Genomic DNA, 24,642 nt, shown 5'->3' with positions numbered 1-24,642 from the left:
AGTTGTGGAGGAAACGCGGGTGAGGATCCCCGGTCTCGACAGGATCGAGATCCGAGGATCCTCAGAACGCGTCAGACGCGACGGCGCTTCGGCGGACGGCAGCCGTTGTGCGCCTGCGGCGTCACATCCTGGATCGAACCCACCTCGAGGCCGGCGGCCTGCAGCGAGCGGATCGCGGTCTCGCGGCCGGAGCCCGGACCCTTGACGAGGACGTCGACCTTCTTCACACCGTGCTCGGCAGCCTGACGGGCGGCCGACTCCGCGGCCATGCCGGCGGCGTACGGGGTGGACTTGCGGGAGCCCTTGAAGCCCACGCCACCGGACGAGGCCCAGGCGATGACAGCGCCGGACGGGTCGGTGATCGAGACGATGGTGTTGTTGAACGTCGACTTGATGTGGGCCTGGCCCAGCGCGATGTTCTTCTTTTCCTTGCGGCGCGGCTTGCGCGCGGCGGCCTTGGGTGCAGCCATGAAAGTGTTCTCCTATTCCCTGGCCGCTTAGCGGGCCTTCTTCTTGCCGGCGACGGTGCGCTTGGGGCCCTTGCGGGTACGCGCGTTGGTCTTGGTGCGCTGACCGCGGACCGGCAGGCCGCGACGGTGACGGATACCCTCGTAGGAGCCGATCTCGACCTTGCGGCGGATGTCGGCGGCGACCTCACGGCGGAGGTCACCCTCCACCTTGTAGGTGCCTTCGATGTGGTCGCGGAGGGCGACGAGCTGGTCGTCGGAGAGGTCCTTGACGCGGATCGACTCGTCGATCTCGGTGGCCTTGAGGATCTCGACCGAGCGGGTACGGCCGATGCCGTAGATGTACGTGAGGGCGATCACCACGCGCTTGTCGCGCGGGATGTCGACGCCGGCAAGACGTGCCATGCGGTAACTCCTGGAGTGTTGTGGAGGTGTGGAGCAGGATCGGTGCCCGGGCCTCCGCCCGAGGTGTCAGCTTCTCGCGGCCGCCGGCCGGTTCCCCGGTCGCTGAGCCTGTCGAAGCGTCTGATCCTGCCTGTTTCAGATATTGAGTTGTGGATTGCGAGAGCGACGGGACAGAGCCCGGCGATTCAACCCTGGCGCTGCTTGTGGCGCGGGTTGCTCTTGCAGATCACCATGACGCGGCCGTGACGACGGATCACCTTGCAGTGGTCGCAGATGGGCTTGACGCTGGGGTTGACCTTCATGTTGTTTCCTTATCGCTGTCTTCACCGGGCAGGCGCGAGCGCCTGGGGTGTTACTTCTCGACCGGTCTAGCGGTAGCGGTAGACGATGCGGCCGCGCGTGAGGTCGTAGGGAGAGAGCTCCACGACGACGCGGTCCTCGGGGATGATGCGGATGTAGTTCTGCCGCATCTTGCCGGAGATCGTGGCGAGGACCTTGTGTCCGTTGCTCAGCTCAACGCGGAACATCGCGTTGGGGAGAGCCTCGGAAATCACGCCCTCGATCTCGATGACACCGTCTTTCTTAGCCATAGCCTCGCTGACGCTTCTGCAGACCGGTCGATCTGCGGTGGGTGGGTGGTGGTGGAACTGTGCGGATCCGGACACGCCGGACCAAGGCGCAAAGCACCAAAGATCTATGGTAGTCCGGATCCGCGGATCCGCAAAATGCGGAGCTGTTACTTCTGGTCGACGATCTTCTGCAGCTTGGCGACGTCGGCCTGCTTGCTCGTGTCGAGACGCTCGCCGTTGATCTCGATCGTCGGCGTCCCCTGGATCTTGTGCGCGGTGGCCTGCGCCGTCGGGAACTTGAAGAACGTGTTCGCCTTGATGACCGCCTCGGCCTTGTCGGCGCCGACCTGCTTCGCGTAGTCGATCAGCTGCTGATCGGTGAGGCCGGGGGTGTTCTCGGTCGGCTGGTTCTCGAACAGGATGTTCAGGTAGTCCAGGAACTTGTCCGGGTTCTCCTGCGCGACGGCGTACGCTGCGGAAGCCGCACGCGAGGAGTAGTTGGTGCCCTGCGAGAAGCGGTCCAGGATCGCGATCGGGTGGTACTCGAGCGTGATCTTGTCCTCCTTCGCGAGCGCCTGCAGCTGCGACCCGTACTGGGTCTCGAACTGCTTGCAGATGGGGCACTGGAAGTCGACGTACAGCGCGACCTTGTCCTTGCCCTTGCCGGTGGTGACGGCGCCGGTGTCGGAGTTGACGATCGCGCTCTTCGGCGCGGCGCCCGGGTCCGTGGCCTTGTTGTTCAGGTACACGACGACGCCGACAAGTGCGATGAGCACGGCGACGACCGCCGCGGTGATTCCGATGGCGAACCCGTTGGTCCTGCCCTTGGCAGTGGCCATGTCTGTGTCTCCTTGTCCAGACCCGCCCGGCGGATCCGCTCAGCTATGTCTTCCCATTGTGCCGTGCGAAGCCTTTGAGGTCCGTGGGAGCACTCCGCGGGGCGCGCGGGGCAGGTCGACGCTCGGTGCTACGCGATCGGCGCGGGGGTGATCCCGAAGGCGGCGAGGCCTGCCGCTCCCCCGTCGGCGGCGGTCAGCACCCAGATGCCGTCGTCATGCAGAGCGACGCTGTGCTCCCAGTGCGAGCCGTCGGATCCGTCGGTCGTGGTGACGGTCCAGTCGTCGTCCTCGACGTAGGTCTGCTCGGAACCCGCGGTGACCATGGGCTCGATCGCGAGCACGAGGCCCGGGCGCACCTCGGCGCCGCGGTCCGGGGTCCGGTAGTTGAACAGACTCGGCGCCTCGTGCATCTTGCGGCCGATGCCGTGTCCGACGTACTCGCGCAGGATGCCGTAGGGCTTCCCCGAGACCGCCGAGGGACCTGCGGCGAGGATGTGGTCCTCGATGGCCGCGGAGATGTCCCCCAGGTGCTTTGCCGAGGCCATCGCGGCGATACCGGCCCACATGGATCCCTCGGTCACGTCAGAAAGCGTCTGGCGTGCGCCGGACGACGCCGAAGGAGACGGATCCGGGACGATGACCGTGATGGCGCTGTCGCCGTTCCAGCCGCGGAACTGAGCCCCGCAGTCGATCGAGACGATGTCGCCGGGCTGCAGCACGCGGGATCCGGGGATCCCGTGCACGACCTGGTCGTTGACCGAGATGCAGGTGGTGTGCCGGTAGCCGCGCACGAGCTTGAAGTTCGACTCGGCGCCGCGATCCAGGATCACACGCTCCGCGATCGCGTCGAGCTCGCCCGTCGTGATGCCGGGGCGCACAGCGGCACGCACCGCGGTGAGCGCCGCGCCGGTGATCAGACCGGGCTCGACCATCGCCTCGAGCTGGGCGCGGCTCTTGTAGATGGAGCGGCGGAACGCCACGTCAGACCGCAGCCGTGCGCACGAGCCCGCGGGCGTTCAGCGCCGCGAAGACGCGCTCGGTGATCTCGTCCAGGCTGCCGACGCCGTCGATCCTGTCCACGATGCCACGCGCGCCGTACACGTCGAGGATCGGGGCGGTCTGCGCCTCGTAGATGTCCAGACGCTTCGCGATGGCCTCGGGGGTGTCGTCCCCGCGGCCCTGCTCCACCGCGCGCACGGTGATCCGGGCGATGCTCTCCTCGCGCGGCACGTCGAGCAGGATCACGGCGTCGAGTGCGGCGTCCGACTCGGCCAGGAACGTGTCGAGGTCTTCGACCTGCGCGGCGTTGCGGGGGTAGCCGTCGAGGAGGAAGCCGGCCTCGGCATCGGGCTGGGACAGGCGGTCCCGCACGAGCGCACCCGTCAGCTCATCCGAGACGAGGTCCCCCGCGTCGAGGATCGCGGTGACCTGCTTGCCGAGCGGGGTGCCGTCCTTGATGTTGGCGCGGAAGATGTCGCCGGTGGAGACCACCGGAACACCGTAGGCCTCAGCGATCCGCACTCCCTGCGTGCCCTTGCCGGAGCCCTGCGGGCCCACGATCAGCAGGCGTGCGGTGGAGGTTGCGGATGCCGTCATCGGAGAAGCCCTTCGTAGTGGCGCTGCTGCAGCTGTGCGTCGATTTGCTTCACCGTCTCCAGGCCGACGCCGACGATGATCAGGATCGACGCGCCGCCGAACGGGAAGTTCTGGTTCGCACCGACCGTGGCCAGCGCGATCAGCGGGATCAGCGCGATGATGCCGAGGTAGAGGGATCCGGGCAGCGTGATGCGGGTGAGGACGTAGTCGAGGTACTCGGCCGTGGGGCGACCCGCCCGGATGCCGGGGATGAAGCCACCGTACTTCTTCATGTTGTCCGCGACCTCGGTCGGGTTGAACGTGATCGCGACGTAGAAGTACGTGAAACCGATGATCAGCAGGAAGTACGTGATCATGTAGATCGGGTGGTCGCCCTTGACGAAGTACGTCATGATCCAGGTCGCCCACGCCGGCGGCGTCTTGCCGTCCTGCGGGATGTTGAACTGCGCGACCAGCATCGGGATGTACAGCAGCGACGAGGCGAAGATGACCGGGATCACGCCCGCCATGTTCACCTTGATCGGGATGTAGGTGTTGGTGCCGCCGTAAGTGCGACGACCGACCATGCGCTTGGCGTACTGCACCGGGATGCGTCGCTGCGACTGCTCGATGAAGACGACCAGCGTCATCACGACGATGCCGACGAGCAGCACGAGCAGGAAGACCTCGAAGCCCTTCGTCTGCATGATGGCCCACATGGCGCCGGGGAAGGTCGCGGCGATCGAGGTGAAGATCAGCAGCGACATGCCGTTGCCGATGCCCTTCTCGGTGACGAGCTCGGCGAACCACATGATGAGGCCGGTGCCGGCCGTCAGCGTGATGATGAGCAGCAGCTGCGCCCACCACACGTCGTTGGTGAGCAGCTGGTTGCACGCGGCGACGCCCGTCTGGCCGAACAACTGGCCGGTGCGCGCGACGGTGACGAGAGTCGTGGACTGCAGCAGCGCCAGAGCGATGGTGACGTATCGCGTGTACTGGGTGAGCTTGGCCTGACCGGCCTGGCCCTCCTTGTGCAGCGCCTCGAAGTGCGGGATGACGACGCGCAGCAGCTGGGTGATGATCGAGGCCGTGATGTAGGGCATCACGCCGAGTGCGAAGATCGACAGCTTCAGCAGCGCGCCGCCGGAGAAGAGGTTGACGAGCCCGAGCAGGCCCTCGGTGCCGCTGTTCTGAGCAAGGCACTCGGAGACGTTCGGGAAGCTCACGAACGGAGCGGGCACGGTGGATCCGAGGCGGTAGATCGCGATGATCGCGATCGTGAAGCCGATCTTGCGTCGAAGATCAGGCGTGCGGAAGATCCGCGCGATGGCGCTGAACAAAAGCTTGCCTTCCTGCAAAGGGAATGACGCCCGATGAGGGACAGTCGATTACCCAGGGTAACGCAAGAGGGGCCGGAGAAATCTCCGGCCCCTCTCGACGAGTGTTACTTGACGGATCCGCCGGCGGCGACGATCTTCTGCTCTGCGGAGCTGGAGACCTTGTCGACCGACACGGTCAGAGCCACGGCGATGTCGCCGTTGCCCAGGACCTTGACCTTCTCGTTCTTGCGAACCGCGCCCTTGGCCACGAGGTCGGCGACGGTGACGTCTCCGCCCTTCGGGTAGAGCTCGGCGAGCTTCTCCAGGTTCACGACCTGGTACTCCACGCGGAACGGGTTCTTGAACCCGCGCAGCTTCGGGGTGCGCATGTGCAGCGGCATCTGCCCACCCTCGAAACCGACGCGAACGGTGTTGCGGGCCTTGGTGCCCTTGGTGCCGCGACCGGCGGTCTTGCCCTTGGAGCCCTCACCGCGACCGACACGGGTCTTGGCGGTGTTGGCGCCGGGGACCGGACGCAGGTGGTGCACCTTCAGGACGCCGGGACGGGAGACCGTGGTCTCCTCGGCCTTCTTGGCGGCCGGCTTCTTGGCATTCGCGGCGGTGGTGGTGGCCGCTTCCTTCTTCTCAGCCATTAGTCGATCTCCTCAACCTTGACGAGGTGAGCGACCGTGCGGACGTAACCGCGGGTCTGGGCATCGTCGGGACGGACGACCGAGTCGCCGATCCTCTTGAGGCCGAGCGAACGCAGCGTGTCGCGCTGGTTCTGCTTCTCACTCACCTTGGACTTGACCTGCGTGACCTTGAGGCGCGCAGCCATCAGGCACCTGCCTTCTGCGCAGCGATGGCCTCAGCCTCTGCGCGGACGAGACGCGCCGGGGCGACCTGGTCGAACTCGAGGCCACGACGCGCGGCGACCGCACGGGGCTCCTCGAGCTGCTTCAGGGCGGCCACCGTCGCGTGCACGATGTTGATCGTGTTCGACGAACCGAGCGACTTCGACAGCACGTCGTGGATACCGGCGCACTCGAGCACGGCGCGGACCGGACCACCGGCGATAACACCGGTACCGGCGGCAGCCGGGCGGAGCAGCACGACGCCGGCAGCGGCCTCGCCCTGCACCGGGTGCGGGATGGTCGATGCGGAGCGCGGCACGCGGAAGAAGTTGCGCTTGGCCTCCTCGACACCCTTCGAGATGGCGAGGGGAACCTCGCGGGCCTTGCCGTAGCCGACACCCACGAGACCGTTGCCGTCACCCACCACGACGAGCGCGGTGAAGCTGAAGCGACGGCCGCCCTTGACGACCTTCGACACGCGGTTGATGGTCACGACGCGCTCGAGGAACTGGTTGTCCCCGCGGTCGCGCGAGTTGCGGTCGCGACCGCCCTGACCGCGGTCGCGGCCACCACGGCCGCCGCGGCGCTCATCGCGCTGCGGAGCCTCGGTGCCGGCCGCCGTCTCGGCGGGAGCCGTAGCCGTCTCGGTCACTTCGTTCTCCTTGTTGTCACTCACAGTGCCAGACCCCCTTCGCGGGCGCCGTCGGCGATGGCCGCGACACGACCGGCGTACCGGTTGCCACCGCGGTCGAACACGGCCTCCGAGACACCGGCGGCCTTCGCGCGCTCGGCGACGAGCTCGCCGACCTTGCGGGCCTTGGCGGTCTTGTCACCGTCGAAGCCGCGCAGGTCGGTCTCGAGGGTGGAGGCACTGGCCACGGTGTGGCCCTTGCTGTCGTCGACCAGCTGCACGAAGACGTGGCGGGCCGAACGGGTGACGACCAGGCGCGGACGCGCCTCGGTGCCCTGGATCTTCTTGCGAAGGCGGGCGTGACGACGCGAGCGGGCGTCGGACTTCGTCTTGATAGCCATGGTTACTTACCACTCTTTCCGGCCTTGCGACGCACGACCTCGCCGGCGTAGCGCACACCCTTGCCCTTGTACGGCTCGGGCTTGCGGATCTTGCGGATGTTCGCAGCCGCCTCGCCGACGGCCTGCTTGCTGATGCCGCTGACGGTGAGCTTGTTGTTGCCCTCCACCGTCAGGGTGATGCCGGCGGGCGGGTCGATCAGGACCGGGTGCGAGAAGCCGAGGGCGAACTCGACCGAGTTGCCCTTCTGCTGCACGCGGTAGCCGGTGCCGACGACCTCAAGGCCCTTGGAGTAGCCCTGGGTCACGCCGATGATGTCGTTGCTGATGAGCGTGCGGGTCAGACCGTGCAGCGAACGCGAGGCGCGCTCGTCGTCCGGACGGGTGACGAGAACCTGGTTCTCCTCGACCGACACCTCGATGGGGGAGGCCACGGTGAGCGAGAGCTCGCCCTTCGGGCCCTTCACCGACACCGCACGGCCGTCGACCGAAACGGTCACGCCCGCGGGGATCTCGATGGGAAGTCGTCCAATACGCGACATTTCAGATCACCACACGTAGGCGAGAACTTCTCCGCCCACGCCCTTCTGCTCAGCCTGGCGGTCCGTGAGGAGCCCCGAGGAGGTGGACAGGATCGCGACGCCGAGGCCACCGAGCACCTTGGGCAGCTCCGTCGACTTCGCGTACACGCGGAGGCCGGGCTTGGAGACGCGCTTGATGCCGGCGATCGACCGCTCGCGGTTCGGGCCATACTTCAGCGAGATGGTGAGGTTCTTGCCGACGCGGGCGTCGGAGATCTCCCAACCCGAGATGTAGCCCTCCTGCTGGAGGATCTCAGCGATGTGGGTCTTCAGCTTGCTCGACGGCAGGGTCACGGAGTCGTGATGCGCCGAGTTCGCGTTGCGCAGACGGGTCAGCAGATCTGCGACCGGGTCTGTCATCGTCATAGTTGTCTTCTTTCGTTCATGAGGTTCCGGCTGCCGTTACACGGCAGACGGCCTGCGATGAGCACGCAATTTTCAATTGTACGTCACGTGCAACACGCCCGAAGACCGGATCCCGAGGAAGCCCCCGGGATCCGGTCTTCAAGACATGGTCTTACGCCTGCGCGTCGTTCGACTTGAACGGGAAGCCGAGGAGACGCAGCAGCGCCCGGCCCTCGTCGTCGTTCTTCGCCGTGGTGACGACAGTGATGTCGAAACCGCGGACGCGATCGATGCGGTCCTGATCGATCTCGTGGAACACGCTCTGCTCCGTGAGACCGAAGGTGTAGTTGCCGTTGCCATCGAACTGCTTGTCCGAGAGACCGCGGAAGTCGCGGATACGGGGCAGTGCGAGGTTCACGAGGCGGTCCACGAACTCCCAGGCGCGGTCACCGCGGAGGGTGACGTGCGCGCCGATGGGCTGACCCTCGCGCAGCTTGAACTGCGCGATGGACTTGCGGGCCTTCGTGACGATCGGCTTCTGGCCGGTGATCTTGGTGAGGTCGTCGACCGCACCATCGATCACCTTGGAGTCACGAGCCGCCTCACCGACACCGGTGTTGACGACGACCTTGACCAGGCCGGGGATCTGCATGACGTTCTCGTAGCCGAACTCGTCCTGCAGAGCCTTCTTGATCTCGTTGTTGTACTTCGCCTTCAGGCGGGGCTGCACCTTGACAGCGCCCGCGGCGTCAGCAGCCGCCATCAGAGGTCCTTACCGCTCTTCTTCGCGTAGCGCACGCGGACCGTGCGCTTCACGCCGTCCTTGACCTGCTCCTCGACGCGGTGACCGACCTTGGTCGGCTTCTTCGTCTCGGGGTCGACCAGGGCGACGTTCGAGATGTGAATGGGGGCCTCGATGGTCTCGATGCCGCCCGTCTTCGTGCCGCGCTGCGTCTGTCCGACGCGGGTGTGCTTGGTGGCGTAGTTCACGCCCTCCACGATCACGCGGTTCTGCTCGACGAGGACCTCGAGGACCTTGCCCTGCTTGCCGCGGTCGCCGCCCTTTTCCTGCTTGCGGCCGGAGATGACCTGAACCAGGTCACCCTTCTTGATGTTCGCCATGAGTTACAGCACCTCCGGGGCGAGCGAGACGATCTTCATGAACTTCTTGTCACGAAGCTCACGACCGACCGGGCCGAAGATACGGGTGCCGCGGGGCTCCCCGTCGTTCTTCAGGATCACGGCGGCGTTCTCGTCGAACTTGATGTACGAGCCGTCGGGACGACGGGTCTGCTTCTTGGTGCGGACGATGACGGCCTTGACCACATCACCCTTCTTCACGTTCCCACCGGGGATCGCGTCCTTGACCGTCGCGACGATGATGTCGCCCAGGCCGGCGTAACGACGGCTGGAACCGCCGAGCACGCGGATGGTGAGCAGCTCCTTGGCGCCGGTGTTGTCGGCGACCTTGAGTCGGGACTCGGTCTGGATCACTTTGCCTTCTCCAGGATCTCCACCAGACGCCAGCGCTTCGTGGCGCTCAGCGGGCGGGTCTCGTTGATGAGAACGAGGTCGCCGATGCCGGCGGTGTTGTTCTCGTCGTGCGCCTTGACCTTGGTCGTACGGCGGATGACCTTGCCGTACAGCGGGTGCTTCACGCGGTCCTCGACCTCGACGACGATGGTCTTGTCCATCTTGTCGCTGACGACGTAGCCGCGGCGCGACTTGCGGTAGCCACGAGCGTCGGCGTCGCGCACGTCGTGCGAGACGACCTCTGCCTCAGCGGCAGCAGCCTTCTTCTCAGCCATTACTCGGCCTCCTCCTTCGGCGCGTCAGCCTCGTCGGCCTTCTTCGCCTTTGCCTTGGACGCCTTCTTGGCCGGAACCTCGACCGGAGCAGGCGTCGCACGGATGCCCAGCTCACGCTCGCGGATCACGGTGTACAGGCGCGCGATGTCGCGCTTGACGGCGCGGATGCGGCCGTGGCTCTCCAGCTGGCCGGTGGCCGACTGGAAACGGAGGTTGAACAGCTCCTCCTTGGCCTTGCGCAGCTCCTCGACGAGGCGCTGGTCTTCGAACGTGTCGAGCTCGGTCACACCGAGCTCCTTGGTGCCGATCGCCATTACGCGTCGCCCTCCTCGCGCTTGATGATGCGTGCCTTGAGCGGCAGCTTGTGAATGGCACGGGTCAGGGCCTCGCGAGCAAGTTCCTCGCTGACGCCCGCGACCTCGAAGAGGACGCGACCCGGCTTGACGTTGGCGACCCACCACTCGGGGGAACCCTTACCGGAACCCATGCGGGTCTCGGCAGGCTTCTTCGTGAGCGGACGGTCGGGGTAGATGTTGATCCACACCTTTCCACCACGCTTGATGTGACGGGTCATCGCGATACGAGCGGACTCGATCTGACGGTTGGTCACGTAAGCGGGGGTGAGTGCCTGGATACCGAACTCGCCGAAGGAGACCTTCGTGCCGCCGGTCGCCGCACCATCACGCTTGGGGTGATGCTGCTTGCGGTACTTGACCTTACGAGGGATAAGCATCAGGCAGACGCTCCTTCTGCGACGGGAGCCTCGTTGCGCGGGCCACGGCGGCGGTCGCCACCACGGTCGTCACGACGGGACTTCGGTGCGTTGGCCTGCTCGCGAGCAAGCTCCTTGTTGGTGAGATCGCCCTTGTAGATCCAGACCTTCACGCCGATGCGGCCGAAGGTGGTCTTGGCCTCGTAGAAGCCGTAGTCGATGTTCGCACGCAGCGTGTGCAGCGGCACACGACCCTCGCGGTAGAACTCCGACCGGCTCATCTCCGCGCCGCCGAGGCGGCCCGAGACCTGGATCCGGATGCCCTTGGCACCAGCGCGCTGGGCGCCCTGGAGGCCCTTGCGCATGGCGCGACGGAAGGCGACACGAGCAGAGAGCTGCTCGGCGATGCCCTGCGCGACGAGCTGAGCGTCGGCCTCGGGGTTCTTCACCTCGAGGATGTTCAGCTGGATCTGCTTGCCCGTGAGCTTCTCGAGGTCGCCACGGATGCGCTCCGCCTCGGCGCCGCGGCGGCCGATGACGATGCCCGGGCGAGCGGTGTGGATGTCCACACGCACGCGGTCACGGGTGCGCTCGATCTCGATGTTGCTCACGCCGGCGCGGTCGAGCTGCGTCTGCAGGAGCCGGCGGATCTTGATGTCCTCGGCAACGTAGTCGGCGTAACGCTGACCCGGCTTGGTCGAGTCAGAGAACCACCGGGACACGTGGTCCGTGGTGATGCCGAGGCGGAAGCCGTACGGGTTTACCTTCTGTCCCATTACTTGCTCGCCTTCTCGTTCTTGGCGACCTCAGGGGTGGCCAGCACGACCGTGATGTGGCTCGTGCGCTTCTTGATCTGGAACGCGCGGCCCTGGGCGCGGGGCTGGAAACGCTTCAGCGTCGTCCCCTCGTCCACGAAGGCGTTCTTGATGTAGAGATCCTGCTCATCGAGGAACTCGCCGTCACGATCGGCCTTCACCTGGGCGTTGGCGATCGCGGAGTGCACGAGCTTGTAGATCGGCTCGGAGGCGCTCTGCTGCGCGAACTTCAGGATGGCGAGGGCTTCCTGCGCCTGCTTGCCCTTGATCAGGGCGACGACACGACGAGCCTTCTGCGGGGTCACGCGGATGTGCTTCACGCGTGCGACGGATTCGACCATTAGCGGCGCCGCCCCTTCTTGTCGTCCTTCACGTGGCCGCGGAAGGTGCGGGTGGGCGCGAACTCGCCCAGCTTGTGACCGACCATGCTCTCGGACACGAACACGGGGATGTGCTTGCGTCCGTCGTGCACGGCGATGGTGTGTCCCAGCATGGCGGGGATGATCATCGACCGGCGGGACCAGGTCTTGATGACGTTCTTGCTGCCGGCTTCGTTCTGCACGACCACCTTGCGAAGCAGGTGCTCGTCGACGAAGGGGCCCTTCTTAAGACTGCGAGGCATCTTCTCTTACTCCTACTTGCGCTTCTTGCCGGCGTTGCGACGACGCACGATGTACTTGTCGCTTTCCTTGTTGGCGTGACGGGTGCGTCCCTCAGCCTGGCCCCACGGGGAGACGGGGTGACGTCCACCGGACGTCTTGCCCTCTCCACCACCGTGCGGGTGATCGACCGGGTTCATGGCGACACCACGGACGGTCGGGCGAACGCCCAACCAGCGCTTGCGGCCGGCCTTGCCCCAGTTGATGTTCGACTGCTCGGCGTTGCCGACCTCGCCGATCGTCGCACGGCAGCGCGCGTCGACGTTGCGGATCTCGCCGGAGGGCAGACGCAGCTGGGCGTAGGGGCCATCCTTCGCGACCAGACGCACGGAGGCGCCGGCCGAGCGGGCCATCTTCGCGCCGCCGCCGGGGCGGAGCTCGATGGCGTGGATGACGGTACCCGTCGGGATGTTCTTCAGCGGAAGGTTGTTGCCCGGCTTGATGTCAGCGCCGGCACCCGACTCGACGATGTCGCCCTGCTTCAGCTTGTTCGGCGCGATGATGTAGCGCTTCTCGCCGTCGAAGTAGTGCAGCAGCGCGATGCGCGCGGTGCGGTTGGGGTCGTACTCGATGTGAGCGACCTTGGCGTCGATGCCGTCCTTGTCATTGCGACGGAAGTCGATGACGCGGTACTGGCGCTTGTGGCCACCACCGATGTGACGGGTCGTGATGCGGCCCTGGTTGTTGCGGCCACCGGTCTTGCTCAGCGGGCGCAGCAGCGACTTCTCGGGCGTCGATCGGGTGATCTCGGCGAAGTCGGCCACCGACGAGCCGCGGCGACCCGGGGTCGTGGGCTTGTACTTGCGAATAGCCATGTTCTGTCCTTATCCCCCGGTCAGTTCACTGCCGTGAAGATGTCAATGGTGCCCGACTTCAGGGCGACGATGGCGCGCTTGGTGTCCTTGCGCTTGCCCGTGCCGAAGCGGGTGCGGCGAGCCTTGCCGACGCGGTTGATCGTGTTGACGCTGGCGACCTTGACGTCGAAGATCTTCTCGATGGCGAGCTTGATCTCGGTCTTGGAGGCGCGGGGGTCCACCAGGAAGGTGTACTTGCCCTCGTCGATCAGGCCGTAGCTCTTCTCGGAGACGACCGGCTTCAGGATGATGTCGCGCGGGTCCTTGTTGGCAGCCGCGGCGAGGATGTTGTCGCTCATGCGGAGACCTCCTCGGTTGCGCCGGACTTCAGCGCGACGAACGCGTCGAAGGCCGCCTTGGTGAAGACGATGTCGTCGGAGTTGACCACGTCGTAGGCGTTCAGCTGGTCGAAGTACAGCACGTGCACAGAGGCCAGGTTGCGGACGCTCAGGGCGGTGAGGTCGTCCTCGCGGTCGATGACCACGAGGAGGTTCTTGCCCGGGAGCGCCTTCAGGAAGGCGGCGGCCGTCTTGGTGGACGGCTTGCCCTCGATGCCGAAGGACTCGACGACGTGCAGGCGCTCACCGCGGAAGCGGTCGCTCAGCGCACCCAGCAGGGCGGCGGCGATCATCTTCTTGGGGGTGCGCTGCGAGTAGTCGCGCGGCTTCGGGCCGTGGACGATGCCACCACCGGTCATGTGCGGCGCACGGATGGAGCCCTGACGGGCGTTACCCGTGCCCTTCTGCTTGAAGGGCTTGCGACCGGCACCGGAGACCTCACCACGACGCTTGGTCGAGTGGGTGCCCTGGCGTGCCGCGGCGAGCTGCGCGACGACGACCTGGTGGATGAGCGGAACGTTGGTCTTGGCGTCGAAGATCGCGGCGGGGGCGTCGACCGTACCGGTCTTCTTGCCGCCGGCGAACACGTCGAGCGTCAGAGTGGTGTCAGCCATGGGACTCAGGCACCCTTCACTGCGTTGCGGACGTAGACGATGCGGCCGCGCGCGCCGGGGACGGCGCCCTTGACGAGCAGCAGACCCTTCTCGGCGTCGACGGCGTGCACCGTGAGGTTGAGGACGGTCACGCGCTCGCCACCCATACGACCGGCCATGCGCATGCCCTTGAAGACACGGCTCGGGGTCGAGGAAGCACCGATGGAACCGGGCTTGCGGTGGTTGCGGTGCGAACCGTGCGAGGCGGAAACACCCTTGAAGTTGTGGCGCTTCATGACACCGGCGAAGCCCTTGCCCTTGCTGGTGCCGACGACGTCGACCAGCTGGCCGGCCTCGAAGGTGCCGTCAACCGTGAGCTCCTGGCCCAGGCTGTAGTCGCCGGCGTCCGCGGTGCGGATCTCGGTGACGTGACGGCGCGGGGTGACCCCGGCGGCCTCGAAGTGGGCGGTGAGCGGCTTGTTGACCTTGCGCGGGTCGATCTGACCGGCCGCGATCTGAACGGCGTTGTAGCCGTCCTTCTCGGGGGTGCGGATCTGGGTGACCACGTTCGGGGCCAGCTCGATCACGGTGACCGGGATCAGCTTGCCGTTCTCGTTCCAGACCTGGGTCATGCCGAGCTTGGTGCCGAGCAGGCCCTTGGAAATCTTTGCGTTGATGTCGACCATCGTGATCCCCTTACAGCTTGATCTCGATGTTGACGTCAGCAGGAAGGTCGAGACGCATGAGCGAGTCAACGGCCTTCGGCGTCGGGTCGACGATGTCGATCAGACGCTTGTGGGTGCGCATCTCGAAGTGCTCGCGGCTGTCCTTGTACTTGTGGGGCGACCGGATGACGCACACGACGTTCTTCTCGGTCGGAAGCGGCACCGGGCCGACGACGGTCGCGCCCGCACGGGTCACGGTGTCGACGATCTTGCGGGCCGACGTGTCGATGACCTCGTGGTCATACGACTTCAGGCGAATGCGGATCTTCTGTCCCGCCATTGTCTGCTCTCTCTCATTAAGCGTCGTACCAGCCCGGATCGGATGATCCGGGGGCATTGGACGCGCGACGGCGCGTTCTGCGCCTTCGCACTCCTCCTCCTGGCCCGGATCCTTGCGGATCGGACCTCTTGAAGGGGCGCACCACTGTTCTGCTGTCAGCCCGGGGCCTCACGACCCGCGGAAGCCGACCCCCGCACATGGCAGGGCCTCGGTGAGGAGGTGTCGGTTGTCTGTTCTGCTGCCCGCGGCCCAGATCCCTGCGCCCGCTTCCATGGATCTCTCCGTGGAAGGGCGCCGTCTGTGCACTGCCCTGGCAGTGATCCAGCGCGCATCGGGACGCGCACCGGAATGTGGAACCTCAATAGTCTACGTGCAGCCCGGGCGTGTCGCAAACTCGGGCGTGTCTCATCGCGTGTCGCAGCGCAACCGAAGGGACATCCCTCATTCTGCGGGCGCGGGCGTCTCTCGGTTCGCCTCACGACGGGGACGACCCGATGCCACGACGAGCCCGGCCAGCACGATCAGAGACCCGCCGATGATCGGCGCCCACCACGGGAAGCCCGGGATGTCCGGGACGGCGCCGGCGGCGTCGAGATCCTTCTGCGGCGTCGGCGTCACCCGCTCTCCCGTGACGAGGATCCGATGCGAGTTGATACCGAGCGGAGTGCAGGTGACGAGAGTGACCAGGTCCTCCCCTGCTTGCGGGTACAGCGCCTGCGTCTCTTCCGGGAGCACCACCCTGGTGTCTCGTACGCGATACGTCAGGACCTGTCCGAACACCTCGACGGTGAAGGTGTCGCCGACCTTGACCTGGTCCAGGTTGTCGAACAGCGTGGCACCGGCGAGCCCGCGGTGCGCAGTGAGCACCGCGTGCTGATCCTCACCGCCAACGGGAAGAGACGTCCCTTCGAGGTGCCCGACCCCCTTCGCCAAAGTCGAGTCCGCGGTGCCGTGGTAGATCGGCAGGTCGACGCCGATCGAGGGGACGCGCAGCCGCGCCATGACACCGTCCGCGTCCGCATGCAGCAGGCTCTGGTAATCGAACCCTGGGGCCGCGGCACTCGAACTCGTCGGATTACGCGATCCGGCCGCGACGAGAGCGCCCCCGACGAGGGCCTTGTTGTACGCCCTCGCCTCCGCGAGCTCGGTCGCGCGCATACCCTCCGCGGCCCCTCCGACCTCGGAGTCGACCTTCACGATCAGCTGCGACTGGTTGTACTGCGACCACCAGCTGGCAACGGTCGGGTACATCAGCAGGAGGAGCCCGGCGAAGGCGATGACCGCGAGGATTGCGGTCATCCAAGGCATCTGCCACCGCGGGCCGGGCACCGGTCGCGCATCGCGACGGCGCAGTGGCGCAGTCTCGGTCACGATGGCTCCTTCGACGTGCTGATTCGAAACGGATCCCGGAATCCGGGACGACGTGCTCCGGTCCGGCCCGAGGCCCGCAGAAGCAGGGAAGAGGAGGGCGGGAACTGGGATCCCGCCCTCCTCCAGTCCGTCAGCAGTCGCACTGGGAGGCGACCGCTGACGGACTCGTCATCAGGGACGACGTGCGCGCACGCGGCGCAGCACGATTGCCCCGATACCGGCTGCAACCAGGGCACCGCCGATGACGGTGAACAAGGTGCTGCCCGCACCACCGGTCAGCGGAAGGTTGGGGCCCTGCTGCTGAATGTTCGCGATGGTGACGCTCGTGGGTGCCGCGGTGCCCGCGGCGGTGACGGTGACCTGGGTCCACGGGTCCGCCGGAAGGACGTAGCCCGCGGGCGCCTGAGTCTCCTTGAGCCAGTACGCCTTGCTCTTCACATCATTGTTGCCGACCCACAGACCATTGACGAGAAGCTCGCCCGCATCGTTCGTCGTGAACGGGCCGGCGACCTTCGTGCCGTTCTTGGCGTCGTAGACCTCGAAGACCGCGCCCTTCAGCGTGTTCTTCGTGTTGCCGTCCTGCTTGACGACCTTCAGCGGACCCCAGTTGGTCTGCGGCGTGTTGGTCGTGCGGGCGGAGCCGTTGGTGTTGACCACGGCGGTGTTCAGGATCTGACCGTCGGCACCGAGCGCCGTCACGGCCGTGGTGATGTCGGCGGTCACCGCCGTCTTGCCGGCGAGCTTGGCGAGGCCGGGCGCCTTGAACGTGATCACGGTGTTGCCGGACACGGCGTAGTCCGTGCCCTCAGTCAGCGTGGTGCCATCGATCTTGACGACCGCGCCGACGTAGGTCAGCCGCGCGTCCAGGTTGTCGGTGATGGAGAAGCTGCGGTAGGTGTCACCGGCAGCGAGCGCGGGGATCGGCGTGTTCACCGTCCACACGATCTGCGAGCCCAGCACCGGCGCCTTCGGATCGGCGACCGACTTGGTCGGATCCGTGGTGTTCAGCTTGTTCTTCGGGTAGACGTGCACGTTGTAGAGCCAGGTGCCCTGGTTCGGGTACGGCACGGACACCAGGAACGGCTGCACCGGCGAGACGATCGGGTTCGCGCCGGGGCTGGTCTCCGTGACGAGGTAGAGACCATAGGGAAGATTCGGGACGACGGCCTGTCCGGTGGCGTCCGTGGTCGCCGTGGCGCCGGCAGCGACCGAGAATGGCGCCGTCGTGACGTTCGCCGGGGTGGCGGTCTTCGCCTGATCCCACCCTGCGGCGGTGGTGAGGTCGATCGGGGTGCCGTTCGCGCTCACCCGCTGCACGCTGAACTGGACCCCCTGGAGGCCCTGCCCGAGCGCCGCAACCTTCGCCGGGTCGGTGATCTGGGTGCCGTCCCCGGCTGCCCCCGGGTCGCCGGCGTGCTTGTGAATGGTCAGCGTGCCCGTTGTCCCGGTGATGTTGGACGGGCTCAGCGTGTCAGCGGCGTTCGCGGCCGGCGACACTGCGAGCGCACCCAGGGCGGCGAGAGCCGCGACCCCGAGGCCGGCTGCGATCTTGCGCAGCCCGAGAGACCTTCTAGTCATTGTCGTTCCTGCTTTCTCTGTGATTCGTCGACCGACACCGCCGGCCGACAGTTGTCCTGCTGTCGGTGAAGTGGTGGTGGTCAGGAAGGCCGGTGGGCGCGTCGGCGGAGTCGGACGATCCCGAGCGCTGTCAGCGCGCTGAAAAGGATCGCGCCGCCGGCGAGCAGGAAGGCATCGCTTCCGAGACCGCCGGTGAGCGGGAGCACGGCGCCTGGCTGCTGCTGGTTGGCCTGCGGCCCCGTGTTCAGCGTCGTGCCCGCGTTGGCCGCGTTCACGGTGAAGGTGAAGGTGCCGGCTGCGACGTAGCCCGCGGGGGCAAGGGTCTCCTTCGCGGTGTACGCGCCCCAAGCGAGCTTGTCGAGACGGAAGGCGCCGGGCGCAGGATCCAGGTCGGGACCGACGCAGGGGGCGGTCGTGCAGTCCTTGACCACGACGCCCTGCGCAGGGAGCCCGGGGCCGGTCAGGGTCCATTCGGATCCGGCGAGCTGGTCGCCGGTGGTCTGCGACGTCTTGGTCCAGATGGCGGATCCCGGCTTGCTCGCGTTGGTGATCGTGCACACGGCGTTGGCGTTCGCCGCCACGGTCACAGCGGATCCACTCACCGTGGCGCCGGTGCAGGTCCAGGTGCCGGCGGCATAGCCCGCCGGGCTTCCGCTCTCTGTCAGCGCGTAAGTCCCGGGAGCGACGACCGCCCCGGTGACGCTCGCATCACCGGTCTTGCCGGTGATCGTCTGCGAGCCGGTCGCCGTCAGCGTCCAATCGGAGACGACCGAGCCGCCGCCGTAGGTGTTGTCGACCTTCTTCTTGAGCGTCAGCGCCGCAGACGAAGGCTTGTTCGTGATCGTGCACGCGACCGCGTCGCCCGGGGCGACGCCCGTGACGTCGGCTCCGGCAGCGCCCGGCAGCGTCACCGTACGCGCCGCGCCGTTGAGCGGAGTGACAAGGCAGCTGCCGCTGACGAAGTCCCACCCGCTCTTCTGCGTCTCGGATACGCGCACGGTCGCCCGCGAGGTCTGCTTGTCGAAGGCGACAGTCCAGCTCACGTCGCCGGAGGCCGGCGTGGTCTGCGTCGTCGCCGACGGCGCGGACGTGGCGGATCCGGTGCTCGGGGTCGTCGCCGCACCGAGCGTCCAGCCCGAGCCTGCCGCCGGGTTCTTGCCGTTGATGTCGAGCACCGTCTTGTGCACGGTGACGGTCGCGAGAAGCGGAGTGTTCGTGATCGTGCATTCGACGCTGGCACCGGAACGATTCGGGATGGTGAGCTGCCCCGCGGCATTCGTCGGCACCGCCGCACCCGTCTCGTCGACGCAAGCGAGAGAGCTGGCGTAGTCGGCCAGGGAGCCGGGAGACCCCGCGGCCATCGACTCGGACACGCTGTAGACATTGCTCTGGATCACCGGAAGCGGGCCCACCTGTGCGGTCTGCACACCGTTCGTGGTGCCGGACGTCGTGGCCGTTCCGGCCTCGGTCGAGCCGCTCTTGACAGACAGGCGGACCTGGTCGCCGGCGTGCGCGCGGGCGACCACGTTCTTCTTCAGAGTCAGGTTCGCGGGCGAGTTGCAGCTCGCGAGGTCGGTGCTGCTCAGGCTCGACGTCACGTCGCTCCCGATCTGCCCGCCCGTCGAGGCGTTGTACTCGCGGACCGTGCTTCCGTTGCCGAGGTACATCGAGCCGGTCGTGTTGAACGCCATCCCGTTGATCGACGAGAAGCCGAGGGGCGTGAAGGAGAACGACTGCGACGCCGCGAGCTGCCCTCCGGTTCCCCCCGAGATCGACGCTGCGGTGACCGAGTAGACCGTGGTCGTCGCCGAGCTGCCGGCGATGTACAGGTTGCCGCTCGCGTCGAACGCCATGTCGCCGTTCGTCCCGCCCGAGGACGAGGTGTCGATCGTGCCGACCAGCGAGAACGCGCCGGTGCTCGGAACGTACCGGTAGATGTAGAAGCTGCCCGACGCGAAACCGCCGAAGAAGTAGTTGCCGGTCTTCAGGTCGACCGCGCCGGCGACGAGCGACGCGGAGGTGGTGTAGCTGTCGCCGGTGGACTTCCACGTCGTGCCGTCGAAGTACCAGATGGTCGCGGTGCGCGAGTTGTTCGTGCGCTCGTAGCCGAGCGCGGTCGCGCCGTTCGCGCCGATGCCGAGTCCGTTGAAGGACGACGTGCCGGAGGCCGGCGAGCCCACAGGCGTGACCGCGCCGTTCGAGACGCGCTGCAGCTGCCCGCCGCTCGAGACCGCGTAGAAGGTGCCGGTGGCGCAGACGAGGCCGGCCGTGACGGAGGGCGCGACGCGTGCGGCCAGCGGAGCGGCGGCGAGCGAGCGCGGCGCGGTGCCGGTGGTCGTCGTGAGGGGCACCAGGGGCGCGGAGCTCCGAGCTCCCGGCACTGCCGACGGCGCGGCGCTCTCGGGCGCGGCAGCGCTCTCGGACGGGGTCGGCGTCGGCGTCGGTGCAGGCGTCGGCGTCGGTGCAGGCGTCGGCGTCGGCGTCTCGGTGAGGGCGAGCGCGGCAGGGCCGACGACCGCGGCCTGCGCAACGGGCGTCGCGGTCAACGCGAGGCCGATGCTCAGTCCGAGCGCCACGACGGCGCGCGCGAAATACTCCCCAGGCTTCATTGTGCTCCCCAGCCACAGTGAAGAACGGATCCACTCCCATGGATCCTTCTTCGTGAGCGCCGCAAGCGGCTCTCTTCTCCCCAGCGGACCGTCCCCCGGTCCGATGTTCGGCAACCCATTTCCCCTGGGTTCCCTGCGGCTCACACTCCCATGAGAACCGCGGATTCCGTTCTGCTTCCGAGACGTCCGGCGGATCCTGCGGATCTTTCGGCGTTCTGAACTCGAACAGCGAATCTTCTGTCGACCCTAGGACACGATCGCAACGAAGGCAAAATCCACATCGGTGTGGCGTGGCATAGACCATCTCGCCACATGCCAGAGGGCGGAGCGCCGCAGCGCTCCGCCCTCCGAAAGTTCTCAGTTCGAGATCACTCGTTGCCGACCTGCTTGTCGAGGTTGTCGCGGACGCCGTCGATCTGCTCGGCAGCCCCGGGGGCGACCTTCTTGGCGAGGTCCGCAGCGCCACCCAGCACGGTGTCGCTGACGCCCTCGGCCTGCTCGCTGTGCAGCAGCTCCTCGACCTTGTCCTTGTTCTCCTCGAAGAACTCCTTGCCCTTGTTCACCGCGTCGTTGATGGCGTCTCCGAGACCCATGGGGTTCCCCTCCCTTGATCGAGCCGGCTGTCGGCTCGCACCCCGCCATTCTGCACGGCGGACCTGGCCTTCGACAAGACCCGGCCCGAAGCCGGAGCACCGCGGGAACGACAAAGGGGCCGAGCCCGAAGGCTCGACCCCTTTGCGCGGAAGCAGATGCTTACTTGACGATCTTCGTGACCGTGCCGGCGCCGACGGTACGGCCACCCTCACGAATCGCGAAGCCGAGGCCCTCCTCCATGGCGATCGGCTGGATCAGCTCGACCGACATGTCGGTGGTGTCACCAGGCATGACCATCTCGGTGCCCTCGGGCAGCGAGATGACGCCGGTGACGTCGGTGGTACGGAAGTAGAACTGCGGGCGGTAGTTCGTGTAGAAGGGGTTGTGGCGGCCACCCTCGTCCTTGGACAGGATGTACGCGGTGCCCTCGAAGTTGGTGTGCGGGGTGATGGAACCCGGCTTCACCACGACCTGGCCGCGCTCGACGTCCTCGCGCTTGGTGCCACGAAGAAGAAGACCACAGTTCTCGCCGGCCCACGCCTCGTCGAGCTGCTTGTGGAACATCTCGATACCCGTGACCGTGGTCTTCTGCGTCGGGCGGATGCCGACGATCTCGACCTCGGAGTTGATCGCGAGGGTGCCACGCTCGGCGCGGCCCGTGACGACCGTTCCACGACCGGTGATTGTGAACACGTCCTCGATCGGCATCAGGAACGGCTTGTCCTTGTCGCGCACCGGGTCGGGGATCGAGTTGTCGACGGCCTCCATGAGGTCGAGGATGGACTGGGTCCACTTCTCGTCACCCTCGAGCGCCTTCAGGCCCGAGACGCGCACGACGGGCGCGTCCTCGGCGAAGCCCTGGCTGGCGAGCAGCTCGGAGACCTCGAGCTCGACGAGCTCCAGGATCTCCTCGTCGTCGACCATGTCGGCCTTGTTCAGCGCGACGAGCAGGTACGGCACGCCGACCTGCTTGGCGAGCAGCACGTGCTCACGGGTCTGCGCCATCGGGCCGTCGGTGGCGGCGACCACGAGGATCGCGCCGTCCATCTGAGCCGCACCGGTGATCATGTTCTTGATGTAGTCGGCGTGACCGGGGGCGTCGACGTGAGCGTAGTGACGCTTCGGGGTCTCGTACTCGACGTGCGAGATGTTGATCGTGATACCGCGCTGACGCTCCTCGGGCGCGGAGTCGATCGACGCGAAGTCGCGCTGAACGTTGGTGGCCGACGGGAACTTGTCGGCGAGCACCTTCGAGATCGCAGCGGTGAGCGTGGTCTTGCCGTGGTCGACGTGACCGATCGTTCCGATGTTCACGTGCGGCTTGGTCCGCTCGAACTTGGCCTTAGCCACTGGGTCCTCCTCAGGACGTCATGTAGGGGCACCGGGCACTGGATTGTGACCGCTTTCCTACGGGTTTGATTCTCAGTTTAGTAGAGAGACGATGTGAAGTTGTCTGAGTGCCTGTGAGGCCCGGCCCTTCGACAGGCTCCGGGACCGAGCCTCACAGGCTCCTAGGGCTTACTCGCCCTTGGTCTTCTGGACGATCTCGTCGGCGACGGCGCGCGGGACCTCAGCGTAGCTGTCGAACTCCATCGAGTAGACGGCACGGCCGGACGTCTTCGAGCGCAGGTCGCCGATGTAGCCGAACATCTCGGACAGCGGGACCGACGCGCGCACGACCTTGACGCCCTGGGCGTCCTCCATCGACTGGATCTGACCACGACGCGAGTTCAGGTCGCCGATGACGTCGCCCATGTACTCCTCGGGCGTACGCACCTCGACGGCCATGAGCGGCTCGAGCAGCACCGGGTTCGCGCGCTTGATGGCCTCCTTGAAGCCCATCGAGCCCGCGATCTTGAACGCCATCTCCGAGGAGTCGACGTCGTGCGAGGCGCCGTCGAGCAGGGTCGCCTTGACGCCCACCATCGGGAAGCCCGCCAGCGCGCCGGCCGCCATCGCGTCCTGGAAGCCCTGGTTGGTCGGCTCGATGTACTCGCGCGGGATGCGCCCACCGGTCACGCTGTTGACGAACTCGTACGACTTCTCCGAGTCGAGGTCGAGCGGCTCGATCGTGAACTGGATCTTCGCGAACTGACCCGATCCACCCGTCTGCTTCTTGTGCGTGTAGTCGTACTTCTCGACGGCCTTCTTGATCGTCTCGCGGTACGCCACCTGCGGCTTGCCGACGTTGGCCTCGACGTTGAACTCGCGCTTCATGCGGTCCACGAGGATGTCCAGGTGCAGCTCGCCCATGCCCTTGATGGTCGTCTGACCGGTCTCGGGGTTGAGCTCCGTGCGGAAGGTCGGGTCCTCTTCGGCGAGCTTCTGGATGGCGACACCCAGCTTCTCCTGGTCGGCCTTGGTCTTCGGCTCGATCGCGACCTCGATGACCGGCTCCGGGAACGTCATCGACTCGAGGACGACGGGCGACGCCGGGTCGGTCAGGGTGTCACCGGTGGTGGTGTCCTTCAGACCGATGACGGCGTAGATGTTGCCGGCAGTGACCGCGGGAACCGGGATCTCCTTGTTGGCGTGCATCTGGAAGATCTTCCCGATGCGCTCCTTCTTGCCCTTGGTCGAGTTGATGACCTGGGCACCGGACTCGAGCTCGCCCGAGTAGACGCGCACGTAGGTGAGGCGACCGAAGAACGGGTGCACGGCGACCTTGAACGCAAGGGCCGCGAACGGGTCCTTCGCGTCGGGGTGACGCTCGATGATCGTGTCGTAGTCCTTGGGGTCGTGCGCCTCGATCGAGCCCACGTCGAGCGGGTTCGGGAGGTAGTCGATGACGGCGTCGAGCATCGGCTGGACGCCGCGGTTCTTGAACGCCGAGCCGCACAGGACCGGGTAGATCTCGGAGGCGACCGTCATCTTGCGGATCGCGCCCTTGATCTCGGCGACGGTGAGCTCCTCGCCGCCGAAGAACTTCTCGAGCAGGACGTCGTCGCTCTCGGCGACGGTCTCGAGCAGCACCTGGCGGTACTCCTCGGCCTTGTCCTTGAGGTCGGCGGGGATCTCCTGCACCTCGTAGGACGCACCCATGGTCACGTCACCCTTGGAGTCACCGGCCCAGACGAGCGCGCGCATCTCGATGAGGTCGACGACGCCGACGAAGCTGCTCTCGGAGCCGATCGGCAGCTGCATGACGAGCGGCTTGGCGCCGAGGCGGTTCACGATGGTGTCGACGGTGTAGTAGAAGTCCGCGCCCAGCTTGTCCATCTTGTTGACGAAGCAGATGCGGGGGACGTTGTACTTGTCAGCCTGACGCCACACGGTCTCGGACTGGGGCTCGACGCCCTCCTTGCCGTCGAACACGGCGACCGCACCGTCGAGGACGCGGAGCGAGCGCTCCACCTCGACCGTGAAGTCCACGTGACCGGGGGTGTCGATGATGTTGATCTGGTTCTTGTTCCAGTAGCAGGTCACGGCGGCAGACGTGATCGTGATGCCGCGCTCCTTCTCCTGCTCCATCCAGTCGGTCGTCGAGGCGCCGTCGTGGGTCTCGCCGATCTTGTGGTTCACACCCGTGTAGAACAGGATGCGCTCGGTCGTCGTGGTCTTACCGGCATCGATGTGCGCCATGATGCCGATGTTGCGGACCTTGCTCAGGTCGGTGAGCACTTCTTGTGCCACGGGGGTGTGTCCTTATCTTCTTGCTGTCGTCACGCGACGAAGGAAAAGTGTGGGGTGCCGGGACCGGATCCGATGTCTCGACAAGCGAGG

General features: G+C 66.5%; 34 protein-coding genes. All 34 read right to left on the bottom strand.

The genetic code is table 11. From position 1 onward, the window contains the following. Positions 1-71: 71 nt before the first annotated feature. The 34 genes from rpsK to fusA all read right to left on the bottom strand — a co-directional run bounded on the left by rpsK (position 72) and on the right by fusA (position 24,552). The gene (gene rpsK, locus AB4078_RS13680) at positions 72-470 is read right to left on the bottom strand and encodes a 30S ribosomal protein S11 (RefSeq protein ID WP_017829189.1); all 399 of its coding nucleotides are present in this window, start codon (positions 468-470) and stop codon (positions 72-74) included. Between the two features lie 27 nt (positions 471-497). After that, entirely contained in the window at positions 498-872 is a 375-nt protein-coding gene (gene rpsM / locus AB4078_RS13675; protein WP_440734021.1) for a 30S ribosomal protein S13, read from the bottom strand. Positions 873-1,057: 185 nt separating this feature from the next. Further along, positions 1,058-1,174 (bottom strand): 50S ribosomal protein L36, encoded by a 117-nt coding sequence (rpmJ, locus tag AB4078_RS13670; RefSeq protein WP_005050492.1) that lies wholly within the window; start codon positions 1,172-1,174, stop codon positions 1,058-1,060. Positions 1,175-1,240: 66 nt separating this feature from the next. Beyond that, a complete protein-coding gene (infA, locus tag AB4078_RS13665; RefSeq protein ID WP_017201569.1) occupies positions 1,241-1,462 on the bottom strand; it encodes a translation initiation factor IF-1 in 222 nt (73 codons plus the stop codon). Between the two features lie 146 nt (positions 1,463-1,608). Further along, complete coding sequence (locus AB4078_RS13660; protein WP_440734022.1) at positions 1,609-2,280, bottom strand: DsbA family protein; 672 nt, start codon at positions 2,278-2,280, stop codon at positions 1,609-1,611. A gap of 128 nt (positions 2,281-2,408) precedes the next feature. Continuing rightward, the gene (gene map, locus AB4078_RS13655) at positions 2,409-3,260 is read right to left on the bottom strand and encodes a type I methionyl aminopeptidase (RefSeq protein ID WP_441977583.1); all 852 of its coding nucleotides are present in this window, start codon (positions 3,258-3,260) and stop codon (positions 2,409-2,411) included. Between the two features lies 1 nt (position 3,261). Continuing rightward, positions 3,262-3,876 (bottom strand): adenylate kinase, encoded by a 615-nt coding sequence (locus AB4078_RS13650; protein ID WP_441977582.1) that lies wholly within the window; start codon positions 3,874-3,876, stop codon positions 3,262-3,264. Next, the gene (gene secY / locus AB4078_RS13645) at positions 3,873-5,195 is read right to left on the bottom strand and encodes a preprotein translocase subunit SecY (RefSeq protein ID WP_233312356.1); all 1,323 of its coding nucleotides are present in this window, start codon (positions 5,193-5,195) and stop codon (positions 3,873-3,875) included. Before secY ends, AB4078_RS13650 begins: the two co-directional genes overlap by 4 nt. A 104-nt stretch (positions 5,196-5,299) precedes the next feature. Continuing rightward, entirely contained in the window at positions 5,300-5,827 is a 528-nt protein-coding gene (gene rplO, locus AB4078_RS13640) for a 50S ribosomal protein L15 (RefSeq protein WP_440734025.1), read from the bottom strand. Further along, entirely contained in the window at positions 5,827-6,012 is a 186-nt protein-coding gene (gene rpmD, locus AB4078_RS13635; protein ID WP_018171461.1) for a 50S ribosomal protein L30, read from the bottom strand. Before rpmD ends, rplO begins: the two co-directional genes overlap by 1 nt. Then, positions 6,012-6,704, bottom strand: a complete 693-nt coding sequence (rpsE, locus tag AB4078_RS13630) for a 30S ribosomal protein S5 (RefSeq protein WP_440734026.1) — start codon at positions 6,702-6,704, stop codon at positions 6,012-6,014. Before rpsE ends, rpmD begins: the two co-directional genes overlap by 1 nt. After that, positions 6,701-7,060, bottom strand: a complete 360-nt coding sequence (gene rplR, locus AB4078_RS13625) for a 50S ribosomal protein L18 (protein WP_267920971.1) — start codon at positions 7,058-7,060, stop codon at positions 6,701-6,703. The genes rpsE and rplR overlap by 4 nt, the downstream gene beginning before the upstream one ends. A 2-nt stretch (positions 7,061-7,062) precedes the next feature. Next, positions 7,063-7,599 (bottom strand): 50S ribosomal protein L6, encoded by a 537-nt coding sequence (gene rplF, locus AB4078_RS13620; RefSeq protein WP_440734027.1) that lies wholly within the window; start codon positions 7,597-7,599, stop codon positions 7,063-7,065. Positions 7,600-7,605: 6 nt separating this feature from the next. Beyond that, positions 7,606-8,004 (bottom strand): 30S ribosomal protein S8, encoded by a 399-nt coding sequence (rpsH, locus tag AB4078_RS13615; RefSeq protein ID WP_233312358.1) that lies wholly within the window; start codon positions 8,002-8,004, stop codon positions 7,606-7,608. Positions 8,005-8,155: 151 nt separating this feature from the next. After that, positions 8,156-8,746 carry a 50S ribosomal protein L5 gene (rplE, locus tag AB4078_RS13610; RefSeq protein WP_440734028.1) on the bottom strand — a complete coding sequence of 197 codons (591 nt, stop codon included), beginning with the start codon at positions 8,744-8,746 and terminating at the stop codon, positions 8,156-8,158. Further along, complete coding sequence (gene rplX, locus AB4078_RS13605; RefSeq protein ID WP_045249916.1) at positions 8,746-9,105, bottom strand: 50S ribosomal protein L24; 360 nt, start codon at positions 9,103-9,105, stop codon at positions 8,746-8,748. Before rplX ends, rplE begins: the two co-directional genes overlap by 1 nt. A 3-nt stretch (positions 9,106-9,108) precedes the next feature. Then, the gene (rplN, locus tag AB4078_RS13600) at positions 9,109-9,477 is read right to left on the bottom strand and encodes a 50S ribosomal protein L14 (protein WP_045271048.1); all 369 of its coding nucleotides are present in this window, start codon (positions 9,475-9,477) and stop codon (positions 9,109-9,111) included. Beyond that, a complete protein-coding gene (rpsQ, locus tag AB4078_RS13595) occupies positions 9,474-9,791 on the bottom strand; it encodes a 30S ribosomal protein S17 (RefSeq protein WP_052674221.1) in 318 nt (105 codons plus the stop codon). The genes rplN and rpsQ overlap by 4 nt, the downstream gene beginning before the upstream one ends. Beyond that, the gene (gene rpmC / locus AB4078_RS13590) at positions 9,791-10,105 is read right to left on the bottom strand and encodes a 50S ribosomal protein L29 (RefSeq protein WP_441977581.1); all 315 of its coding nucleotides are present in this window, start codon (positions 10,103-10,105) and stop codon (positions 9,791-9,793) included. The genes rpsQ and rpmC overlap by 1 nt, the downstream gene beginning before the upstream one ends. Then, positions 10,105-10,524 carry a 50S ribosomal protein L16 gene (rplP, locus tag AB4078_RS13585; RefSeq protein WP_045271046.1) on the bottom strand — a complete coding sequence of 140 codons (420 nt, stop codon included), beginning with the start codon at positions 10,522-10,524 and terminating at the stop codon, positions 10,105-10,107. Before rplP ends, rpmC begins: the two co-directional genes overlap by 1 nt. After that, positions 10,524-11,279 carry a 30S ribosomal protein S3 gene (rpsC, locus tag AB4078_RS13580; RefSeq protein ID WP_440734029.1) on the bottom strand — a complete coding sequence of 252 codons (756 nt, stop codon included), beginning with the start codon at positions 11,277-11,279 and terminating at the stop codon, positions 10,524-10,526. Before rpsC ends, rplP begins: the two co-directional genes overlap by 1 nt. After that, positions 11,279-11,659 carry a 50S ribosomal protein L22 gene (rplV, locus tag AB4078_RS13575; protein ID WP_375903449.1) on the bottom strand — a complete coding sequence of 127 codons (381 nt, stop codon included), beginning with the start codon at positions 11,657-11,659 and terminating at the stop codon, positions 11,279-11,281. Before rplV ends, rpsC begins: the two co-directional genes overlap by 1 nt. Further along, a complete protein-coding gene (gene rpsS, locus AB4078_RS13570; RefSeq protein WP_233312364.1) occupies positions 11,659-11,940 on the bottom strand; it encodes a 30S ribosomal protein S19 in 282 nt (93 codons plus the stop codon). The genes rplV and rpsS overlap by 1 nt, the downstream gene beginning before the upstream one ends. Before the next feature lie 12 nt (positions 11,941-11,952). Beyond that, complete coding sequence (gene rplB / locus AB4078_RS13565) at positions 11,953-12,792, bottom strand: 50S ribosomal protein L2 (RefSeq protein WP_233312365.1); 840 nt, start codon at positions 12,790-12,792, stop codon at positions 11,953-11,955. A gap of 20 nt (positions 12,793-12,812) precedes the next feature. Continuing rightward, positions 12,813-13,130, bottom strand: a complete 318-nt coding sequence (gene rplW, locus AB4078_RS13560; RefSeq protein ID WP_045249924.1) for a 50S ribosomal protein L23 — start codon at positions 13,128-13,130, stop codon at positions 12,813-12,815. After that, the gene (gene rplD, locus AB4078_RS13555; protein WP_440734030.1) at positions 13,127-13,783 is read right to left on the bottom strand and encodes a 50S ribosomal protein L4; all 657 of its coding nucleotides are present in this window, start codon (positions 13,781-13,783) and stop codon (positions 13,127-13,129) included. Before rplD ends, rplW begins: the two co-directional genes overlap by 4 nt. Positions 13,784-13,788: 5 nt before the next feature. Continuing rightward, positions 13,789-14,448, bottom strand: coding sequence for a 50S ribosomal protein L3 (rplC, locus tag AB4078_RS13550; protein WP_233312367.1), 660 nt, complete (start codon positions 14,446-14,448; stop codon positions 13,789-13,791). A gap of 10 nt (positions 14,449-14,458) precedes the next feature. Further along, a complete protein-coding gene (rpsJ, locus tag AB4078_RS13545; RefSeq protein ID WP_017201594.1) occupies positions 14,459-14,767 on the bottom strand; it encodes a 30S ribosomal protein S10 in 309 nt (102 codons plus the stop codon). Positions 14,768-15,208: 441 nt separating this feature from the next. Then, positions 15,209-16,138, bottom strand: a complete 930-nt coding sequence (locus AB4078_RS13540) for a class C sortase (RefSeq protein WP_441977580.1) — start codon at positions 16,136-16,138, stop codon at positions 15,209-15,211. A 171-nt stretch (positions 16,139-16,309) separates the two neighbouring features. Continuing rightward, positions 16,310-17,716 (bottom strand): SpaH/EbpB family LPXTG-anchored major pilin, encoded by a 1,407-nt coding sequence (locus AB4078_RS13535; RefSeq protein WP_441977579.1) that lies wholly within the window; start codon positions 17,714-17,716, stop codon positions 16,310-16,312. Between the two features lie 80 nt (positions 17,717-17,796). Further along, a complete protein-coding gene (locus AB4078_RS13530) occupies positions 17,797-20,325 on the bottom strand; it encodes a SpaA isopeptide-forming pilin-related protein (RefSeq protein ID WP_441977578.1) in 2,529 nt (842 codons plus the stop codon). A gap of 368 nt (positions 20,326-20,693) precedes the next feature. Beyond that, entirely contained in the window at positions 20,694-20,918 is a 225-nt protein-coding gene (locus AB4078_RS13525; RefSeq protein ID WP_440734035.1) for a hypothetical protein, read from the bottom strand. Between the two features lie 160 nt (positions 20,919-21,078). Further along, entirely contained in the window at positions 21,079-22,269 is a 1,191-nt protein-coding gene (gene tuf, locus AB4078_RS13520) for an elongation factor Tu (protein ID WP_105686027.1), read from the bottom strand. Positions 22,270-22,437: 168 nt separating this feature from the next. Beyond that, positions 22,438-24,552: an elongation factor G gene (gene fusA, locus AB4078_RS13515; RefSeq protein ID WP_440734036.1), complete on the bottom strand. Its 2,115-nt coding sequence runs from the start codon at positions 24,550-24,552 to the stop codon at positions 22,438-22,440. Positions 24,553-24,642: the final 90 nt, after the last annotated feature.

The sequence above is a fragment of the Microbacterium sp. 2MCAF23 genome, assembly GCF_052115565.1.
Taxonomy (GTDB): Bacteria; Actinomycetota; Actinomycetes; order Actinomycetales; family Microbacteriaceae; genus Microbacterium.
This window is presented reverse-complemented; position numbering and strand designations above follow the sequence as displayed.

What these genes read in the sequence shown, in the direction of transcription:
- rpsK (WP_017829189.1), bottom strand. Translation starts at nt 470, where the DNA reads ATGGCTGCACCCAAGGCCGCCGCGCGCAAGCCGCGCCGCAAGGAAAAG.
- rpsM (WP_440734021.1), bottom strand. Translation starts at nt 872, where the DNA reads ATGGCACGTCTTGCCGGCGTCGACATCCCGCGCGACAAGCGCGTGGTG.
- rpmJ (WP_005050492.1), bottom strand. Translation starts at nt 1,174, where the DNA reads ATGAAGGTCAACCCCAGCGTCAAGCCCATCTGCGACCACTGCAAGGTG.
- infA (WP_017201569.1), bottom strand. Translation starts at nt 1,462, where the DNA reads ATGGCTAAGAAAGACGGTGTCATCGAGATCGAGGGCGTGATTTCCGAG.
- AB4078_RS13660 (WP_440734022.1), bottom strand. Translation starts at nt 2,280, where the DNA reads ATGGCCACTGCCAAGGGCAGGACCAACGGGTTCGCCATCGGAATCACC.
- AB4078_RS13650 (WP_441977582.1), bottom strand. Translation starts at nt 3,876, where the DNA reads ATGACGGCATCCGCAACCTCCACCGCACGCCTGCTGATCGTGGGCCCG.
- rplO (WP_440734025.1), bottom strand. Translation starts at nt 5,827, where the DNA reads ATGGCTGAGAAGAAGGAAGCGGCCACCACCACCGCCGCGAATGCCAAG.
- rpmD (WP_018171461.1), bottom strand. Translation starts at nt 6,012, where the DNA reads ATGGCTGCGCGCCTCAAGGTCACGCAGGTCAAGTCCAAGGTGAGTGAG.
- rplR (WP_267920971.1), bottom strand. Translation starts at nt 7,060, where the DNA reads ATGGCTATCAAGACGAAGTCCGACGCCCGCTCGCGTCGTCACGCCCGC.
- rplF (WP_440734027.1), bottom strand. Translation starts at nt 7,599, where the DNA reads ATGTCGCGTATTGGACGACTTCCCATCGAGATCCCCGCGGGCGTGACC.
- rpsH (WP_233312358.1), bottom strand. Translation starts at nt 8,004, where the DNA reads ATGACGATGACAGACCCGGTCGCAGATCTGCTGACCCGTCTGCGCAAC.
- rplE (WP_440734028.1), bottom strand. Translation starts at nt 8,746, where the DNA reads ATGGCGGCTGCTGACGCCGCGGGCGCTGTCAAGGTGCAGCCCCGCCTG.
- rplX (WP_045249916.1), bottom strand. Translation starts at nt 9,105, where the DNA reads ATGGCGAACATCAAGAAGGGTGACCTGGTTCAGGTCATCTCCGGCCGC.
- rpsQ (WP_052674221.1), bottom strand. Translation starts at nt 9,791, where the DNA reads ATGGCTGAGAAGAAGGCTGCTGCCGCTGAGGCAGAGGTCGTCTCGCAC.
- rpmC (WP_441977581.1), bottom strand. Translation starts at nt 10,105, where the DNA reads ATGGCGATCGGCACCAAGGAGCTCGGTGTGACCGAGCTCGACACGTTC.
- rplP (WP_045271046.1), bottom strand. Translation starts at nt 10,524, where the DNA reads ATGCTTATCCCTCGTAAGGTCAAGTACCGCAAGCAGCATCACCCCAAG.
- rpsC (WP_440734029.1), bottom strand. Translation starts at nt 11,279, where the DNA reads ATGGGACAGAAGGTAAACCCGTACGGCTTCCGCCTCGGCATCACCACG.
- rplV (WP_375903449.1), bottom strand. Translation starts at nt 11,659, where the DNA reads ATGGTCGAATCCGTCGCACGCGTGAAGCACATCCGCGTGACCCCGCAG.
- rpsS (WP_233312364.1), bottom strand. Translation starts at nt 11,940, where the DNA reads ATGCCTCGCAGTCTTAAGAAGGGCCCCTTCGTCGACGAGCACCTGCTT.
- rplB (WP_233312365.1), bottom strand. Translation starts at nt 12,792, where the DNA reads ATGGCTATTCGCAAGTACAAGCCCACGACCCCGGGTCGCCGCGGCTCG.
- rplW (WP_045249924.1), bottom strand. Translation starts at nt 13,130, where the DNA reads ATGAGCGACAACATCCTCGCCGCGGCTGCCAACAAGGACCCGCGCGAC.
- rplD (WP_440734030.1), bottom strand. Translation starts at nt 13,783, where the DNA reads ATGGCTGACACCACTCTGACGCTCGACGTGTTCGCCGGCGGCAAGAAG.
- rplC (WP_233312367.1), bottom strand. Translation starts at nt 14,448, where the DNA reads ATGGTCGACATCAACGCAAAGATTTCCAAGGGCCTGCTCGGCACCAAG.
- rpsJ (WP_017201594.1), bottom strand. Translation starts at nt 14,767, where the DNA reads ATGGCGGGACAGAAGATCCGCATTCGCCTGAAGTCGTATGACCACGAG.
- AB4078_RS13535 (WP_441977579.1), bottom strand. Translation starts at nt 17,716, where the DNA reads ATGACTAGAAGGTCTCTCGGGCTGCGCAAGATCGCAGCCGGCCTCGGG.
- AB4078_RS13530 (WP_441977578.1), bottom strand. Translation starts at nt 20,325, where the DNA reads ATGAAGCCTGGGGAGTATTTCGCGCGCGCCGTCGTGGCGCTCGGACTG.
- AB4078_RS13525 (WP_440734035.1), bottom strand. Translation starts at nt 20,918, where the DNA reads ATGGGTCTCGGAGACGCCATCAACGACGCGGTGAACAAGGGCAAGGAG.